Raw genomic sequence first — 17,296 nt, forward strand, 5'->3', positions numbered from 1 at the left:
ATGCATAAGAAAATCTAATGAAGTATCTCGTAAAAAGTATGGGATACTGCAGTTAAATGGCGCCATTGCTCTAGATAAAAATACCAGCTACTTAGGCTATATTGCTTGGTATAATCGCAGTTAATTGCAAACTTAGTCTGCCAAATTAACGCCATTATGCCGCTAAATTTTAATTTCCCTAAGGAAATTCCCAATAAAATGACCCGTTACAGGGAGATAACTAACATTGCCGCACAATTTTTACTCACTGCGAGCGCTAGAATAAAACGCCAAAAAATTTAAACGACTAAAATAATAAAAACTGATTAAAGGTTAATAACAATGATTAGTGTATTTGATATGTTCAAAATCGGTATTGGGCCTTCAAGCTCCCATACTGTTGGCCCGATGAAAGCGGGTAAATTATTTATGCAGCACTTAAGCGATCAAGGCTTGCTGGCACAAACTGACGAACTACAATCGCAACTGTTTGGCTCTTTAGGCCAAACAGGTAAAGGCCATGGAACTGGTAAAGCGGTCATTTTGGGCTTAATGGGTGAAGATCCTGATACCGTAGATACCGATGCGATTGATGCCATACTGGAAAAAGTTTCAGCCGAACAAACCCTTAAAATTGCCGATGGCCGCCTAGTCAAGTTCACTCGAGACAACGGTATTACCTATCATCGCCGTAAAAGCCTGCCTGCCCATGCCAACGCCATGACCCTATATGCGTTTAGCAAAGGTGAATGCATTTATGAGCGCACATATTACTCAGTCGGCGGCGGATTTATTCTAGATGAAGATGAAATTACCCAGCGTGATGCCTCGCCTGCGACCCCGATAAAATCCGCCCCTTATGATTTTAATTCTGCCGCGCAGTTACTGGATTTGTGTTGTGAAAATGGTTTAAGTATTTCTTCACTCATGATGTCAAATGAGCTAAGTATTGCCAGCGAAGAGGACGTTAAACAAGGCTTGTGGAATATCTGGCAAACCATGAAAACCTGTATTGAACGTGGTTACCAAAAAGAAGGCATGTTACCCGGAGGTTTAAAGCTGCGCCGCCGCGCGCCAGCTTTATATCGCCGCTTGCAAGCAGAAGGCCGTAATAACAATGACCCATTAACCGCCATGGACTGGGTTGATTTATTCGCATTATCTGTCAATGAGCAAAACGCCGCTGGCGATCGGGTCGTCACTGCACCAACCAATGGCGCTGCTGGCATTATTCCGGCAGTATTATGCTACTACCACACCTTCGTTCAAGAAGTTGATGAGGAAGTCTGTTGCCGCTTCTTATTAACCGCGGCCGCTATTGGTATTTTGTATAAGAAGAACGCCTCTATCTCGGGAGCTGAAGTAGGCTGTCAGGGTGAAGTGGGCGTGGCTTGCTCAATGGCAGCAGGTGCACTCACTGAAATAATGGGCGGCACTGTCGAACATGTGGAGAATGCAGCTGAAATTGGTATGGAACATAACTTAGGTTTAACTTGCGACCCTGTTGGCGGCTTAGTACAAGTGCCTTGTATTGAACGTAATGCCATGGGCGCAGTAAAAGCCATCAACGCTTCACGTATGGCATTGCGCGGCGATGGCAACCATAAAGTCACCCTAGACAAAGTCATCAAAACTATGATGGATACCGGTAAAGATATGCGCAGCAAATACAAAGAAACCGCCAAAGGTGGTTTAGCAGTAAATATTGTTGAGTGTTAAGCGCTTAATCTTAATCACTAAAGGTTAACTCAATCTCATATCTTGGTCTTTAATCTGTTCATAGATTAAAGACGTGATTTAAAAGAGGCTGCCAAGCCTCTTTTTTGTGGCTATTACAAGAACCAAGTGAAAACGGTGGATTTCAAACCATTGTTGCCGTCAAGAAAGTCACAGCCGAACATGAACGTTAACAAGGGGTGTTAGTTCACATCATCATAAATAATCCAAAAACAAAAAGTCCGTTAGTGGTTAGCCAACGGACTTTATGTTTGTGAAACGTGATGATATTTAATATAAATGCCATTCATATTTCACTATCTGGCAAGCTATTGATTTTACACAGCTTATGCGAGCAGCAAATGTAATGAATCAATATCTTCAATCAATTTGTAAGCCATTAGTGGGGAGGCTAACAACTCAAATTGATTACGCTTCTTTAGCGTCTGCTGGCATTTCTTTAGCTTCAGCTTCAGCTACTTCAGGAAGTGCAGCAAGAAAAAGTGCACTAGCAAATAAATTTTTGAATGCTGTCATGTCATATTCCTTCAATTTAAACGGTTAACTGGTTTCTATGGAATAGACTATATTCTTAGGCTATAAATAAGTAAAATGACAAAAAATTACTTACTGGATTCCATATTGGCATGAACATATCAATTAAAAACTTACAATGTTTTTTAACTGTGATTGAGGTTGGTCACTTTACCCTCGCCGCTGAGCAACTTTATATGACGCAGCCGACCTTGAGTAAAACCATTAAAAAAATGGAACAAACCCTTGATCAGACATTGTTGATCCGTAACAACCAAAAAGTGGAAGTCACTGAAGCGGGTTTATTACTGGCTAAGAGCGCTCAGCAAATTGTTGGTCAGTGGAATCGAATGTATGAAGATATGAATGCATTAACCGGTTTAAGAATTGGTCGTCTGCGCTTAGGTTTAAGCCCTATGACTGGCGGGATGTTTATTAATATGCTGGCATCTTTTACTCGCACTTATCCCGGCATTGATGTCAATGTGTTGGAGGTTGGCGGCGTTGCGGTCGAAAAAGCCCTACTCAATGACAGTTTAGATATTGGCGTAACCGCTTTGCCATGCAGTAACACTGACGAATTTAATATCTTACAGCTGCAAAGTTACCCACTCAATGTATGCGTGCATGTTGAGCATGAACTGGCAAATCACAGCTGTATTCATTGGCAAGATCTCACCGGACTGCCTTTTGTGCAATACAACGACCAATTCTCTATCGGTAAAGTGATCAGTCAAAGTTGCCAAGATGCCGGTTTCAAGCTCAATGTGGTGTCTCAAACTGGGCAGTGGGAATTTATGGCGGCAATGGCCAAGGCCAAAATGGCTTTTGCCATCTTACCGGCACCGATTTGTAAGCGAGTTACCTCAAAAAAATTAATTTTTATTCCCTTAGCTGAACAGGTCGCTTGGGAGTTAGCCTTTATTTGGCGTAAAAATTTACCCTTAACCGCTGCGGCCGCGGCTTTTATTGCTCAAGCAAAACCATCTTATAAAGAAGATAGTTAACTTGCTCTGTAAATCATCGCACTAATAAGGGTCATGACGCTAAGTAAGGTTAACTTTGCAGCTTAAATTCGCCAGCTATACTTATTAGGTTATTTGAATTTAAGCTGAGTACACCCTATGGGCTCTGAATATGAAAAAGGTAAGATCGAAAAAAGCATTTTTGTTCGCTTTGCAGCAGCTGCAGGGCTAAATTTTCAATCGGTTGAAAAACAGTCCCCTGAAGAAGGAAAGCCTGATTTAAAATGCATGACCGATGGCAAGGTTATTTACTTTGAATTAACTGAGGCTTGCTCTGAAGATGTGGCCAAAGCCATCTCGCACCCTAAAAGCATTAATTGCAATGACTTAAGCGCAGAAAAAAGCACAGACAAAAGCACTGCCACATCAAGCAGTACAACTAATTACCCTAGCGACACTGACATTAAAGATTACACCTCTGAAACCTATAAAAAGAAGATCAATAAACGCTACTCGGTATCAGAGCCCATTGATTTACTGATTTATAATGTCGGCAGAACCTTACTTACCGATGATGTATTAGTTAACAATGTCAAAGCCTTAGCCAAAGATAATAAAGGCCCTTTTCGAAAGGTGTGGTATTTTGGCGAACATGTCACTGAGCTATAGTACTTAATTTTAGTACTTAATTTTAGTACTTAATTTTAGTACTTAATTTTAGTACTGAGTATTAGTACTGAGTATTAGTACTGAGTATTAGTACTGAGTATTAGTACTGCGTTTTGTTTTTGTGCAGTAACATGCTCAGGATTGATGACCGTAGTCACTCATATACTATGATGACTCGTCCGGTCGATTTAGCCCTAATCAATAAGGGCAGGATGACTAATTAATAAGGGCAAGATGAACACAAACAGTGTTAATCATGCCCGTAATAAATCATTGCTTTAATTAAGTCATTATTAATTAGACTTTAGCTACTTAAGCCTTATTTATACCTTAGTTTTCCAAACGCTTTCAATAAACAGTTAAAACGCTTCATAGGCATTGGCGGCGATAGGCTTGACTGCCTTCATCGCTGATACTCAATACTGCACTACCATCTTTGATAATACAGCGACCATCCTCTACTTTGGCCGTTATATTGGTGCCATTATATTCAAAGGCTTTAACGCTACATTGCTCAAAATTTAATGCATCGGTTACGGTTTGACTACCATGATCCCAGTTAGAAAACAGTGTATTACCTTCACTCCAAAAAGTATTTTCAGCTTCAATGCTAAAATCACATGCTTGAAACCTTAAGGCATATATTGCCCCTGTCACACCTGCGCCGCCGCCCATGTTGACAGTAATAGTGCCCTGCTCTCTATTAGTATCAACCAATGACATTGAGCGGCTAAAACGTTCCTCTGAAGCTAAAGATAAATCAAAGCCGCCCTCGGTTTCATTAATGCGGCTATAAGATTTAACGCTTTTATCGGGGTTTAAATACAATACATAGCCCACCCCTGCGCCATATTGATTCGCGCCAGTGATTAAATCGGCCACGCCATCACCATTTAAATCACCAGCTGCCACTAAGGCATGGCCAAAGTGTCCACCAGCAGTGCCATTAGGGTTTGAATCTAAGGGAATGGTTTCATCAAAGCCTGCTAGACCTGGAGCAATTTTCAGTTTATCTACAACTTCATAAGTGTCGCTATCAAGCGACAAAACCCAAATAGCACCCATACCACTGTCTGACTCAAATGCACCGACTGCGAGCTCTTGAGTACCATTATTATCAAGATCCCCAAGCAACGCTGACTCTCGACCGCCAAAACTATCATTGGCAGTTAACCCATCACCAAAGCCACCCTTATTGCTACCTATGGTGACGATATCATCATCAATAACCTCTGCATTTTCATCAAAAAATAACAGTTGAATGCTGCCACCATCAACACTACTGGGTTGGGCGGCCACTAAATCGATTTTACCGTCTTCATTTATATCCCCAATAGCGCTCAGACCTTGAGCCACAATACCGCCATTTTTAACCATGGATTTGACTGTGCCATCGCGATTAAGGTGCAGAATGTACACAGCCGGTATACTGGCTGCGGGCGCCGATACGGCAATATCGGGAATAGTATCGCCGTTGTAATCACCAATGCCAGCAACGCCATAACCAAAAAAATCGCCCTCATCTAGGCTAGCTGAAAACCGGCCTTGCACCATGGAGATTTTTTGATTTGCCTTGACGGTACCGTCTTGATTCATAAATAAAATATACACAGCACCGGCATCCGTTGCGCCGTCATCATCCGAGCGAGCACCGACGACCAAATCATCAATACCATCACCATTAATATCACCGGCATTGTCATGATCGCGGCCAAAACGATCGCCACTGTCCAAATCTGCTAAAAAACCAGACTCACCTTCGGCAATACGAACAACCTCACTTGGGCCAAATGCTACAAAGTCGCCTAAACTGGGTTCAGTGGGAGTGGTCTGCGGCGGTGTGCTGGTTGGTGGATTGACTATCTCGTCTGTGGGTAAGCCAGTACTATCATCTGAACCGCCGCAAGCTTGCAGCGCCAGTGTTATTGTTACGAGAAGTGTGAATAAGTTTGGTCGCGATTTATTGTAATCCATCAGTATTCCCTATTGCTGAAGTTGTTATTGTTAATTTGGATATATCGAGGCTGTTTAGGTCGCTATCAAAATGTGACCTTGCGCACTTTTAATAATGATTTTTTAATCAACACATTGTTTTTAAATCATCATATATGAAAAGCTAGCCAAACTACGTCAAGACAAGTTAAAGAAATGTAAAGCGGGTAGTCGCGATAAAATAAAGGTGTCAGCGGATTTGACCACAAGGCGGATTCTGAAGAGATAAAATAGCTAACGTTAAATAATCACCTTGAATTATACCTCTTTGGGGCTAACTCAAAAATTGAGTTCTTAGATATTGATGACGTCAGTTAGGCAGTAAAAAGAGCCTTGGGGGGGCTTATCAAAAGCCATAAAATACTTGAGCAGCAAACAATCACAACAGACAATTTAACTTCTTTAACACAAAATTACAGAATAATTGCATTGTAACCACGCTAAAAATGAGATCTTCATCACTATAAGCAATACCCGCTACAATTACAGCTCACACTTTGAGCTAGAGTATTAAACAATGTTCATCTAGATGATCTCGATCAAAAAGCAACATCCCTAAATGCAGTCTATTGTAGCCACTTTAGCAAAAGCGAATAATGGGTTTACGCTTTCGTTAACAAAGTCACTTAAACTAGTAAAAATCTAAAATATTATAATATGCACTCCAATAGAGGTACGCATGACCATATTACAACTGCTCGCAAGTCTGACACCAATCATCAGTGTCATGGTGTTTTTAGTTTTATTACGTATGCCCGCATCGAAAGCGATGCCGATATCTATGGTAGCTACCGGCTTAGCTGCTTTATTTATTTGGCAAATGGATACCACTTTAATCGCCGCCTCAGTGGTAGAGGGACTGTTATCCGCACTCACTCCTCTCACCATCATTTTTGGTGCTGTATTTTTACTTAACACCCTTAAATATTCTGGTGCAATGGATACTATCCGCGCTGGTTTTACCAATATTAGTGCTGATGCTCGTGTTCAGGTCATTATTATCTGTTGGTTGTTTGGCTCATTCATTGAAGGCTCAGCTGGTTTTGGTACCCCTGCAGCGATTGGTGCGCCACTATTAGTGTTACTGGGTGTTCCGCCGATTGCATCTGCCGTTGTGGCATTGATCGCTGACTCAACCTCTGTGTCATTTGGTGCTATTGGTTTGCCTGTGCTATTTGGTATCGAGCAAGGATTAACTGAAGGCGGCGTGAACATGGCTGCTGTTCAAATCGGCCAACATGGCGGTAATTTTGCTGACTACGCTCAGTATATTGCAATGCACATGATCACCATTGACTTAATCACTGGTAGTTTATTGCCTTTGGTCATGGTGTGCGTACTAACCGGGTTCTTTGGTAGAAACAAGTCTTTCCTTGAAGGTCTTCAAGTTTGGAAGTTCGCTATTTTTGCCGGCCTAGCATTCACTGTACCCGCTTGGTTAATTAACTATTTTGCAGGTCCTGAATTCCCATCAGTGATTGGTGCATTAGTCGGCATGGCTGTGGTTATTCCAGTAGCTAAAAAAGGTTGGTTACTGCCATCAAAACCTTGGCATGATTTTGCTGAATCTGACTTTGATAATGCCGCGGTAACAGAGCAGTCTGCTACCCCTGCTAAATTCAGCCAAATGGCAGCATGGTCTCCTTACCTCATCATGGCTGCGTTATTGGTCTTGTCACGTGTTGTTGAACCATTCAAAGCCTTCTTAAACAGCTTCAATATCAGCTGGACTGGCTTACTCGGTACTGAATTAAAAGCAGGTTTTGCGACCTTCTATGCCCCTGGTATTTTCTTTATCGTGGTATGTTTAATTGGTTTTGTATTATTCAAAATGAATAGCAAATCTATTAAGCAATCATTCACCACATCTTGTTCTTCAATGCTGCCTACGATTATTTCTTTAGGTGCTTCAGTACCTATGGTGAAAATTTTCCTTAACTCAGGTGAAAACAGCGCAAACTTAGCATCAATGCCTGTAGCACTAGCTGACTTACTGGCTAACACTATGGGCGCGGTATGGGCATGGACAGCACCGGTTGTAGGTATCTTCGGTTCGTTCTTATCTGGCTCTGCCACTTTCTCTAATATGATGTTCTCTGGACTACAATATTCTGTTGCAGACAACATTGGAATGAACCATGCGCTAGTTTTAGCACTCCAAGGTATTGGCGCTAACGCAGGTAACATGATGTGTGTCATGAATGTTGTTGCTGCTGCTACTGTTGTTGGCATGGCAGGTCGCGAATCAGAAATCATTCGTAAGACCATGCCTATCGCACTAGTTTATGCCTTTGTTGCTGGTACTATCGCAGTCGCTTGGGGCGGTTTCTAAGATTGAATTAATAGCAAGCAATCATCAGGTTGCTTGCTCTCATTGTAGATAACAAAATATGAGTACAAAATATGACTATTAATTATCAAACAGTCATGGATGAGTTATTGGTTAAGTTAGGCAAAGATGCCGTTAGTAACGACCCTGTACGTCGTTTCGCTTGGTCAACAGATGCAAGTTATTTCAGAATTGTCCCTGAAATTGTTGTTCATGCAGATGACGTCGAGCAAGTTAAAGCCACGCTAGAAATTGCCAATAAACATCAAGTCCCTGTGACTTATCGCGCTGCTGGTACCAGTTTATCAGGCCAAGCCATTGGTGAAGGTATTTTGCTTATCTTAGGTCATGATGGCTTCAGAAAAATTGAAATCACTGAAGACAGCCAAAAAATCACTTTAGGCTCAGCAGTTATCGGCTCTGATGCTAACGCAGCCTTAAAGCCATTAAACAAGAAAATCGGTCCAGATCCAGCAACCTTAACCTCTGCCAAAATTGGCGGTATTGTCGCTAACAATGCCTCGGGTATGTGCTGTGGTACTGCGCAAAACTCTTATCAGACCATTGCATCAGCTAAGTTAATCTTTGCCGATGGTACTGAACTTGATACTGGCTGTGATCAGTCTAAAGCCGCATTTAAAGCAACACATGGTGAGTTACTGCAGTCGTTAATGGACTTAGCAGAAATGACGCAAAATAACCCTACCCTTGCGGCGCGAATTAAGAAAAAGTTCTCTATCAAAAATACCACGGGTTACAGTATCAATGCGTTAATTGACTATAGCGACCCATTTGACATCATTAACCACTTGATTGTGGGCTCAGAAGGCACACTGGCTTTCGTTAATGAAGTGACCTACCACACTGTGGAAGAAGCGAAATTTAAAGCTTCTGCCATGGCAGTATTTTTCAGTATGGAAGATGCCGCTAGCGCCGTACCACCATTAAACATTGATGCGGTAGCAGCAGTAGAATTACTTGACTGGGCATCGATTAAAGCCGTAACAGGTAAACCTGGCATGCCAGAGTGGTTGTCACATTTGCCTGAAGGTTCGGCGATTTTACTTATCGAATGTCGCGCTAATGACTCAGAAACCTTAGCGCAATACACTGAAACAGTAACCGCTAAAATAGCTCATATTAAAACTGAGCGCCCAATTACCTTCAGTGCCGACCCTGCGGTATTTAGTAAATACTGGGCAATGCGCTCGGGGTTATTCCCAATTATTGGCGGCGCGCGCCCAAAAGGTACTTCAGTTATCATTGAAGATGTGGCATTTGAATTACCACACCTTGCACAAGCTGCGGCTGATTTAACCGCACTATTCCATAAGCACGGCTACCCTGAAGGGGTTATTTACGGCCATGCATTGGCAGGTAACTTCCACTTTATTATCACCCCAACTTTTGCCAGCGACGCTGATATCAAGCGCTTCCATGCCTTTATGGAAGATGTGGCTGAAATGGTGATTAATAAGTACGATGGCTCAATGAAAGCTGAGCATGGTACCGGCCGTGCTGTCGCGCCATTTGTAGAAATGGAATGGGGTGCTGATGCTTATACGTTAATGAAACAAATTAAGCATATTTTCGACCCAACCACGTTATTGAACCCAGGTGTGTTATTAAACGATGACGCCGAAGTTCATGTTAAAAATATTAAACCTTGCCCAGTTGTGGATGACTTTGTCGATCGTTGTATTGAGTGTGGTTTTTGTGAAAAAACCTGCCCAACTTCAGCGCTAAACTTTTCCCCTCGTCAACGTATCGCAACCTTGCGTGAAATTGAGCGTTTAGAGCAATCGGGTGAAAAAGAAGCCGCCGAAGCAATGCGCGTCAGCTCAAAGTATGACGTGATTGATACTTGTGCAGCTTGTCAGCTTTGTACTATTGCTTGTCCAGTTGACAACAGCATGGGTAATTTGGTGCGTAAATTGCGTACTCCGCACATTACTACGACAGAGCAAAAAGTACTCGACTTTCAAGCTAATCACTTTGGTTTAGTTAACCAAGCGATCAGTACAGGCTTTGACGCCTTAGGTGTTATTCATAAAATCACTGGTGATGGTGTCACCAACTCAATTATGAATGTCGGCCGTATGATCACTAAAGAAGTGCCATATTGGAATCCTGACTTTCCTAAGGGCGGCAAAGTCGCTAAACCATCGGCTCATATTCCTGGTCAGCAGACGGTATTGTACTTCCCTGCATGTGGCGGTCGTACTTTTGGCCCGACACCAAAAGACCCTAACAAGGTAACGCTGCCAGAAGTAGTTGTGACTTTGCTAGAACGTGCAGGCTACAACGTGATCACCCCAGACAATACTCGTGAGCTGTGTTGTGGCCAATTGTGGGAGTCAAAAGGTGATTTCAAAAATGCGGATGCTAAGCGTGATGAACTGATTGATACCCTGAGTGAGCTAAGCGAAAACGGTAAAGTCCCTGTGCTTGTTGACGCATTGTCTTGTACTTATCGCACTCTAACCGGTAATCCTAAAGTAGCGATTACAGATTTAGTTGAGTTCATGCACGACAATATTTTGCCGAACATTAAACCAAGTATCACCAAGAAATCTAGCGTGACCCTGCACCAAGGTTGTAGTGCCCGCAAGATGAAACTTGAGCCAAAACTTCAAGCCATTGCTGATGCCTGTTCTGAAACAGTGGTATTGCCAGATGGTATTGCTTGTTGTGGTTATGCCGGTGAAAAAGGTCTTTATAAACCAGAAATTAATGCCAGCGCCCTGCGTAATATTAAAAAGCTGATCCCAGCTGAAACCAAAGAAGGTTACTACGCTAACAGAACCTGTGAAGTGGGCTTGACCCAGCACAGTGGCATTTCGTATCGCCATTTAGCATACCTACTGGAAGAATGTACTCGCTAGGCATTTAAGCTAAGCAAGTATAAAAAGCACTGAAGTTGATATTATCAATTCAGTGCTTTTTTTTGTGCCAATTAAAACGACCTCCTCGATTGATTTAGATGATTTATCGCGCAAATTATGTTTGTATGAATGGGCAAAAAACCTTTTATGGATAGCATTAAAGATTAAGACTCGAGGCGAGTGTATGAAAAATATTATCTGCGACATTGATGGCGTTTTACTGCACGACAACAAGCTCATACCAGGAAGTGACAAGTTTATTCATCGGGTACTTGAACAAGGCAACCCACTGGTTATTCTCACCAATTACCCTGTGCAAACCGGAAAAGACTTACAAAATCGCCTTGGCGCTGCAGGCATTAACGTTCCTGAAACCTGTTTTTATACCTCAGCCATGGCCACCGCTGACTTTTTAAAGCATCAACAAGGCAGTAAAGCCTATGTGATTGGTGAAGGCGCCCTCACCCATGAACTTTACAATGCAGGCTTTACCATCACAGATATTAATCCTGATTTTGTAATTGTCGGTGAAACCCGTTCATTTAACTGGGACATGATCCATAAAGCATCAAAATTTATAGCTGCAGGAGCGCGTTTTATTGCCACCAATCCTGATACTCACGGGCCAGCTTATAGTCCTGCATGCGGCGCATTATGCTCACCCATTGAGCGTATCACTGGCAAAATGCCTTTTTATGTGGGCAAACCCAGTTCGTGGATTATTCGCTCAGCACTTAATCACATAAAAGGTCATTCAGATAACACCATCATTATTGGCGATAACATGCGCACGGATATTTTAGCTGGATTTCAAGCGGGACTAGAAACCATCTTGGTTACCAGTGGCGTTAGTCAATTTACCGACATTGATAAAGAGCCATTTAGACCTAACCATGTGTTCAAATGCGCAGGCGATATTGATGTGGTTTAAGCCATTATTTCCTGTTGATTAACATTAGGTAACATAATTTCAAGCCTATGCTCTTGTGTGATGCATAGGCTTGATTCATTATGCGGCTACAATAATCTTTATTGCCTTTATGCCGCTGTAGTTTTGTCTGAAATATCGTCTACAAATATAGCCTGTAAACCTGCAATAACACATAAAAACGATAACAATAGGAATAAGACCTATGAAGAAAATACTCCCCTTATGCGCACTTACCCTTTTAAGCGCCTGCAGCCAACAAAGTACTGATACCAATCAAAGTTTACAAAGTCAGCAATTAGCAGCAGAAACCAGCACCATCACTTTTGATGAAGCGCGTTTTAGACAAGATATTAAAACCTTATCCTCAGATGAATTTGAAGGCCGAGCGCCAACAACTCACGGCGAAAAATTAACCTTAGATTACCTAACAGCAGCTTTTGAAGAAATGGGCTTACAAGGGGCTTATCAAGGCAGTTATCTACAACCAGTGCCCATGGTCAGTTACACCGCCAGTGAGCAACAAGCGGTCAGTTTAGCCGGCATTGAGCTTAAATATCGCAAAGACATCGTCCTAAGCACCCGCCATGATAAAGGCGGAGTCAATATTAGCAATGCCCCATTAGTGTTTGTTGGCTACGGTATTAACGCTCCAGAATACCAATGGAATGATTATGACGGTCTTGATATGACGGGTAAAATTGCCGTTATATTAGTTAATGATCCAGGCTTTGCTAACCCAGAATCGAAAAAGTTTAACGGTAAAGCAATGACCTACTACGGTCGCTGGACATACAAGTACGAAGAAGCCAGCCGCCAAGGCGCCTTAGGCGCTATCATCATTCACGATACTGCACCTGCGGCATATCCATGGTCAGTTGTTGAAAATAGCTGGACAGGTCCACAGCAAGACTTGGTATTCAGTAAAGCGGTACAAGATGAGCGCATTGCGGTTGAAGGTTGGATAACCATGGACAGCGCTACTGCCTTATTCAAAAAATCAGGCTTTGAGCTTGATACTTTAATGGCCAGAGCCGCTAACAGCGCCATAAACATCGATCTTAAGCAAAGCGCAGATATCGCCTTTAGCAGCAAGGCAGAGTATGCCGACAGTTACAATGTTGTGGCCACCTTACCAGGTAGCGATGCCGCAGATGAACATGTGTTATTTACAGCTCACTGGGATCACCTTGGGGTTGACCCAACTAAAGACGGCGACAATATTTACAATGGCGCACTTGATAATGCCACTGGCACCGCGGGTATTATGGAAATTGCCCGCCAGTTTGCCAAACAGGCAAAAGCAGGAAACCCCTTACAACGTTCAGTTACCTTTATTGCCACCACAGGTGAAGAGCAAGGCTTATTAGGTTCACGCTATTATGCCGCGAACCCTATCTATCCTATTGATAAATCGGTGGCGGTATTTAATTTAGACAGCACCAATGTTTATGGTAAAACCCAAGATTACACCATAGTGGGTAAAGGCCAATCTGAACTTGAACGCTATTTAACAGAGATAGTGACATCGCAAAATAGAACGGTCACCCGTGAACGCAATCCTGCATCAGGTGGTTTTTTCCGCTCAGATCATTTCAGCTTTGCAAAACTCGGTGTCCCAGCTGTATTTGCCGGTGGTGGTAGTGTGCCGTTAGATGAGCAAACTGCCCAATACAAACAGCAAATGCAAAAGTTAATGAAAGGCTGCTACCACAACGTCTGTGATCATTACCGTGAAGAGTGGGACTTATCAGGCGCGCTGCAAGATATTAGCGTGTACTACCAAGCGGCAGAAACATTAGCCAACAGCCAAGATTGGCCTGGTTACTATGAAGCTTCTGAGTTTAATCGCCTTCGACCAGCGAAAACTGAGTCAATAACCAACTAGGGCCAAATAAATTTTCGTGAACTTGGCGCTTAATTTGAGCATGCCAATAAAAAGATAAAATCAGCAATGCCGTTTTGTGTTAATCATAAAGCGGCATTTTTGTACAAATAACACCCAAAATAACAATGTTTTTATTGGTTTTATATTTATTAATTTTGATTCCATAATCATAAAATCTGAGTCTATATCCACACCGTTAAATATAGATACCTCAACAAAAACTCACTATATTTAAACGATCCTCAAAATAGATAGCTTCAAAGTTAGATTTTGCTGCACCAAAAGGCTAATTTAACAAGAATAATTCAACAAAAGAGTTTGTACACTGATAAAAATGCTGTCAAAGTAGATTTCAGATACAGATCCTTAAGTTTGTAATCATCAATTTTAAGTGACCTTTTAAATTAGATTTAACCTGATATTTGCTGGAGCCACATTATGTGTTCAATTTTTTCGATTTTAGATATCCAATCAGACGCTAAAGAATTGCGTCAAGTGGCTTTAGAAATGTCTAAGCTATTGCGTCACCGTGGACCAGACTGGTCTGGTGTCTATGCCGATGATAAAGTCATTCTTGCCCATGAAAGACTTGCCATTGTCGATGTCGATCATGGCGCTCAGCCATTAATCAGTGAAGACGAAACCATTGTGCTGGCGGTTAACGGTGAAATTTATAACCACAAACAACTGAAAGCTGAGTTAGGCGACAAATACCGCTACAAAACCAACTCTGATTGTGAAGTTATCTTGGCCTTATACCAAGAATACGGTGTCGGTTTTTTAGATAAATTAAACGGTATTTTTGCGTTTGTGCTTTACGATAAAACTCAAGATGCCTTCTTAATTGGCCGTGATCACATGGGGATTATTCCATTGTATTCAGGCCGCGATAGCTTAGGTAACTACTATATTGCATCAGAAATGAAAGCTCTAATGCCAGTATGTAAAACCGTTGAAGAATTTAAACCCGGCCATTACCATTTCTCAAAAGATGGCGATTTAACCCAGTATTATCACCGTGACTGGCGTGATTATGACGCAGTAAAAGATAACCCAGCCAGCAAAGAAGAATTACGTGATGCGCTAGAAGCCGCTGTAAAACGTCAATTAATGTCTGATGTCCCTTATGGGGTATTGTTATCTGGCGGCCTAGATTCATCGGTAATTTCAGCGATTACTCAAACTTATGCTAAGCATCGTATCGAAAACGACGGTGAAACCGATGCTTGGTGGCCGCAACTGCATTCATTTGCAGTGGGACTTGAAGGCGCACCAGATTTAATCGCTGCCAAAAAAGTTGCTGATTCAATTGGCACTATTCACCATGAAATTCATTTCACCTTCCAGGAAGGTTTAGATGCGATTAAAGAAGTGATTTACCACTTAGAAACTTATGATGTCACCACCATTCGTGCGGCGACACCTATGTATTTAATGGCCCGTAAAATTAAAGCTATGGGTATTAAAATGGTACTGTCAGGCGAAGGGGCTGATGAATTATTTGGTGGTTACTTGTATTTTCATAAAGCGCCAAATGCACAGGCATTCCATGAAGAATTAGTCAGAAAGCTGGATAAATTACATTTATTTGATTGCTTGCGTGCTAACAAAGCCATGGCAGCTTGGGGACTAGAAGCCCGTGTACCATTCTTAGATAAAGAGTTTATGGATGTGGCAATGCGCATTAACCCCGAAGCCAAGATGTCTAAAGATGGCCGCATTGAAAAGAACATTTTACGTGAAGCCTTTGAACACGCTCTTCCCCATGAAGTGGTATGGCGTCAAAAAGAGCAATTTAGTGATGGTGTTGGTTATTCATGGATTGACGGCCTAAAAGATATTGCCGCAGAACAAGTTGATGACTTGCAGCTCGCAAATGCTAAATTTAGATTCCCATACAACACCCCAGAATCTAAAGAAGCTTATTACTACCGCTGTTTCTTTGAAGAGTTCTTCCCCCTAGAAACCGCAGCCGAAACAGTGCCAGGAGGCAAAACGGTAGCCTGCTCAACCCCTGAAGCCTTACTTTGGGATGCAAGCTTACAAGGCATTAACGACCCATCAGGCCGTGCCGTTAAAAATGTGCATGACAGTGCTTATTAAGCATAATCTAGTGTCATAAGTCATTTAACAGCCATCTAAATTATAGGTGGCTGTTTTAGTTACTGTTCACCAATTTTCATTAATGATTCAATTCAAACTTTATTTGTTTCCAGTTAAACTGCAGCTACAACTTCCACCATATAAAAAGCCACTATGACTGCCGTTTCCATTTTTCATCTTGAAATGCTTTGCCTTGAACAATTCAATCCCAAATTAGATGCTAAAGATCTCACCGTCATCAAAGCTGAAAAACAACAATTTGAATTTAATAAATTTTTATATCAGTTTGTGGGGAGTGCTTGGCAATGGACCGACAAGTTGTCTTGGACTGATGAGCAATGGCAAGCTTACAGCGAGGCTGACAACTTGCATCTGTATGTGGCTTATTTTCAAGGCTCACCAGCGGGCTACTTTGAGCTGCAACAACAAGCACAGGGTAACGTTGAAATCATGTATTTTGGTTTAGGCAATCGTTTTATCGGCCAAGGAATGGGCGGTTATTTACTAAGCCAAGCCATTGAGAATGCATGGGCACTTTCAGGCACCCAACGCGTCTGGGTTCATACCTGCTCTTTAGATCATCCTAGTGCCTTACTCAATTATCAAGCTCGCGGCTTCAAACTGTTCAAAACTGAGATCGAATAATAACTCTAAACCCATGATGATTTAAAAGCCCCATTATCCAAAAAGCGCTGCTAAACATGTCGTTTAGCAGCGCTTTTTAATCAGCATAAATTTAATCGCTCGATTAATAGGGCTTTCTTTGCTCTGCCCTAATTTTTAAACTATCAACTAAAGCCAATTTTTCAGCATCATTCATAGTATGCCAAGCAAGAATTTCATCATAGCTTCGGTGGCAACCAAGACAAATATCAGCTTCATCTAAGCAGCAATTTGCCATACAAGGATTACGTGGGCCATTCGGGCCACTGGAGGCGATCATTATTCTGACCAAACGGCATATTCATTGCCGTTAACATCGTCAAAATGAAATCGTTTTCCGCCAGGAAAGTTAAATATCGCTTTAACAATACTGCCACCAGCAGCAATAATGTTCCGCTGGCTAGTTTCTAAACATTGGCTGTATAACACGATAAGTGGGCTACCACGGCTCACCTTGAAGTTTTCATCAGCAACATAAAAGCCGCCTTCAATACCTACATCTAAAAAGCAGCTGTATTCAGGGCCGTAATCTTTAAATTGCCAACCAAATGCTTCGGTAAAGAATGCCTTTGTCTTGATCAAGTCTTTAACCGGTAATTCGATATAGTTAATCTTATGATGCTGGGACATTGGCACTCCTTCAAT

General features: G+C 42.0%; 12 protein-coding genes. 9 read left to right on the plus strand and 3 right to left on the minus strand.

The genetic code is table 11. The annotated features are described in order from the left end of the window. Positions 1-321: 321 nt before the first annotated feature. The 3 genes from Q4546_RS05195 to Q4546_RS05205 all read left to right on the plus strand — a co-directional run bounded on the left by Q4546_RS05195 (position 322) and on the right by Q4546_RS05205 (position 3,863). Complete coding sequence (locus Q4546_RS05195) at positions 322-1,698, plus strand: L-serine ammonia-lyase (protein ID WP_102477137.1); 1,377 nt, start codon at positions 322-324, stop codon at positions 1,696-1,698. 644 nt (positions 1,699-2,342) lie between these two features. Beyond that, positions 2,343-3,236, plus strand: a complete 894-nt coding sequence (locus Q4546_RS05200) for a LysR family transcriptional regulator (RefSeq protein ID WP_102436851.1) — start codon at positions 2,343-2,345, stop codon at positions 3,234-3,236. A gap of 117 nt (positions 3,237-3,353) precedes the next feature. Then, on the plus strand, positions 3,354-3,863 hold the full coding sequence (locus Q4546_RS05205) for a hypothetical protein (protein WP_102436849.1): 510 nt from the start codon (positions 3,354-3,356) through the stop codon (positions 3,861-3,863). Between the two features lie 369 nt (positions 3,864-4,232). On the opposite strand, the gene Q4546_RS05210 is transcribed toward Q4546_RS05205, so the two are convergent. Further along, positions 4,233-5,837: an FG-GAP-like repeat-containing protein gene (locus tag Q4546_RS05210; protein WP_303445829.1), complete on the minus strand. Its 1,605-nt coding sequence runs from the start codon at positions 5,835-5,837 to the stop codon at positions 4,233-4,235. 697 nt (positions 5,838-6,534) lie between these two features. Between Q4546_RS05210 and Q4546_RS05215 the strand changes: the two genes are divergently transcribed. The 6 genes from Q4546_RS05215 (at position 6,535) to Q4546_RS05240 (ending at position 16,633) form a co-directional block, all read left to right on the plus strand. Further along, positions 6,535-8,187, plus strand: coding sequence for an L-lactate permease (locus tag Q4546_RS05215; RefSeq protein WP_303445831.1), 1,653 nt, complete (start codon positions 6,535-6,537; stop codon positions 8,185-8,187). 71 nt (positions 8,188-8,258) lie between these two features. Beyond that, positions 8,259-11,069, plus strand: coding sequence for an FAD-binding and (Fe-S)-binding domain-containing protein (locus tag Q4546_RS05220; RefSeq protein WP_102476605.1), 2,811 nt, complete (start codon positions 8,259-8,261; stop codon positions 11,067-11,069). 184 nt (positions 11,070-11,253) lie between these two features. Beyond that, on the plus strand, positions 11,254-12,000 hold the full coding sequence (locus tag Q4546_RS05225) for an HAD-IIA family hydrolase (protein ID WP_102436842.1): 747 nt from the start codon (positions 11,254-11,256) through the stop codon (positions 11,998-12,000). 202 nt (positions 12,001-12,202) lie between these two features. Continuing rightward, the gene (locus tag Q4546_RS05230; RefSeq protein WP_303445832.1) at positions 12,203-13,885 is read left to right on the plus strand and encodes a M28 family metallopeptidase; all 1,683 of its coding nucleotides are present in this window, start codon (positions 12,203-12,205) and stop codon (positions 13,883-13,885) included. A 438-nt stretch (positions 13,886-14,323) separates the two neighbouring features. Continuing rightward, entirely contained in the window at positions 14,324-15,988 is a 1,665-nt protein-coding gene (gene asnB, locus Q4546_RS05235) for an asparagine synthase B (protein WP_303445833.1), read from the plus strand. A 153-nt stretch (positions 15,989-16,141) separates the two neighbouring features. Next, a complete protein-coding gene (locus tag Q4546_RS05240; RefSeq protein ID WP_303414242.1) occupies positions 16,142-16,633 on the plus strand; it encodes a GNAT family N-acetyltransferase in 492 nt (163 codons plus the stop codon). A gap of 103 nt (positions 16,634-16,736) precedes the next feature. On the opposite strand, the gene Q4546_RS05245 is transcribed toward Q4546_RS05240, so the two are convergent. Both Q4546_RS05245 and Q4546_RS05250 read right to left on the minus strand, forming a co-directional pair. Then, complete coding sequence (locus Q4546_RS05245) at positions 16,737-16,931, minus strand: DUF1289 domain-containing protein (protein WP_102436834.1); 195 nt, start codon at positions 16,929-16,931, stop codon at positions 16,737-16,739. Then, entirely contained in the window at positions 16,931-17,281 is a 351-nt protein-coding gene (locus tag Q4546_RS05250; protein WP_102436832.1) for a VOC family protein, read from the minus strand. Before Q4546_RS05250 ends, Q4546_RS05245 begins: the two co-directional genes overlap by 1 nt. Between the last annotated feature and the right edge of the window lie 15 nt (positions 17,282-17,296).

Source organism: Shewanella sp. 4_MG-2023 (assembly GCF_030548015.1).
In the GTDB taxonomy this organism is placed as follows: Bacteria; Pseudomonadota; Gammaproteobacteria; order Enterobacterales; family Shewanellaceae; genus Shewanella.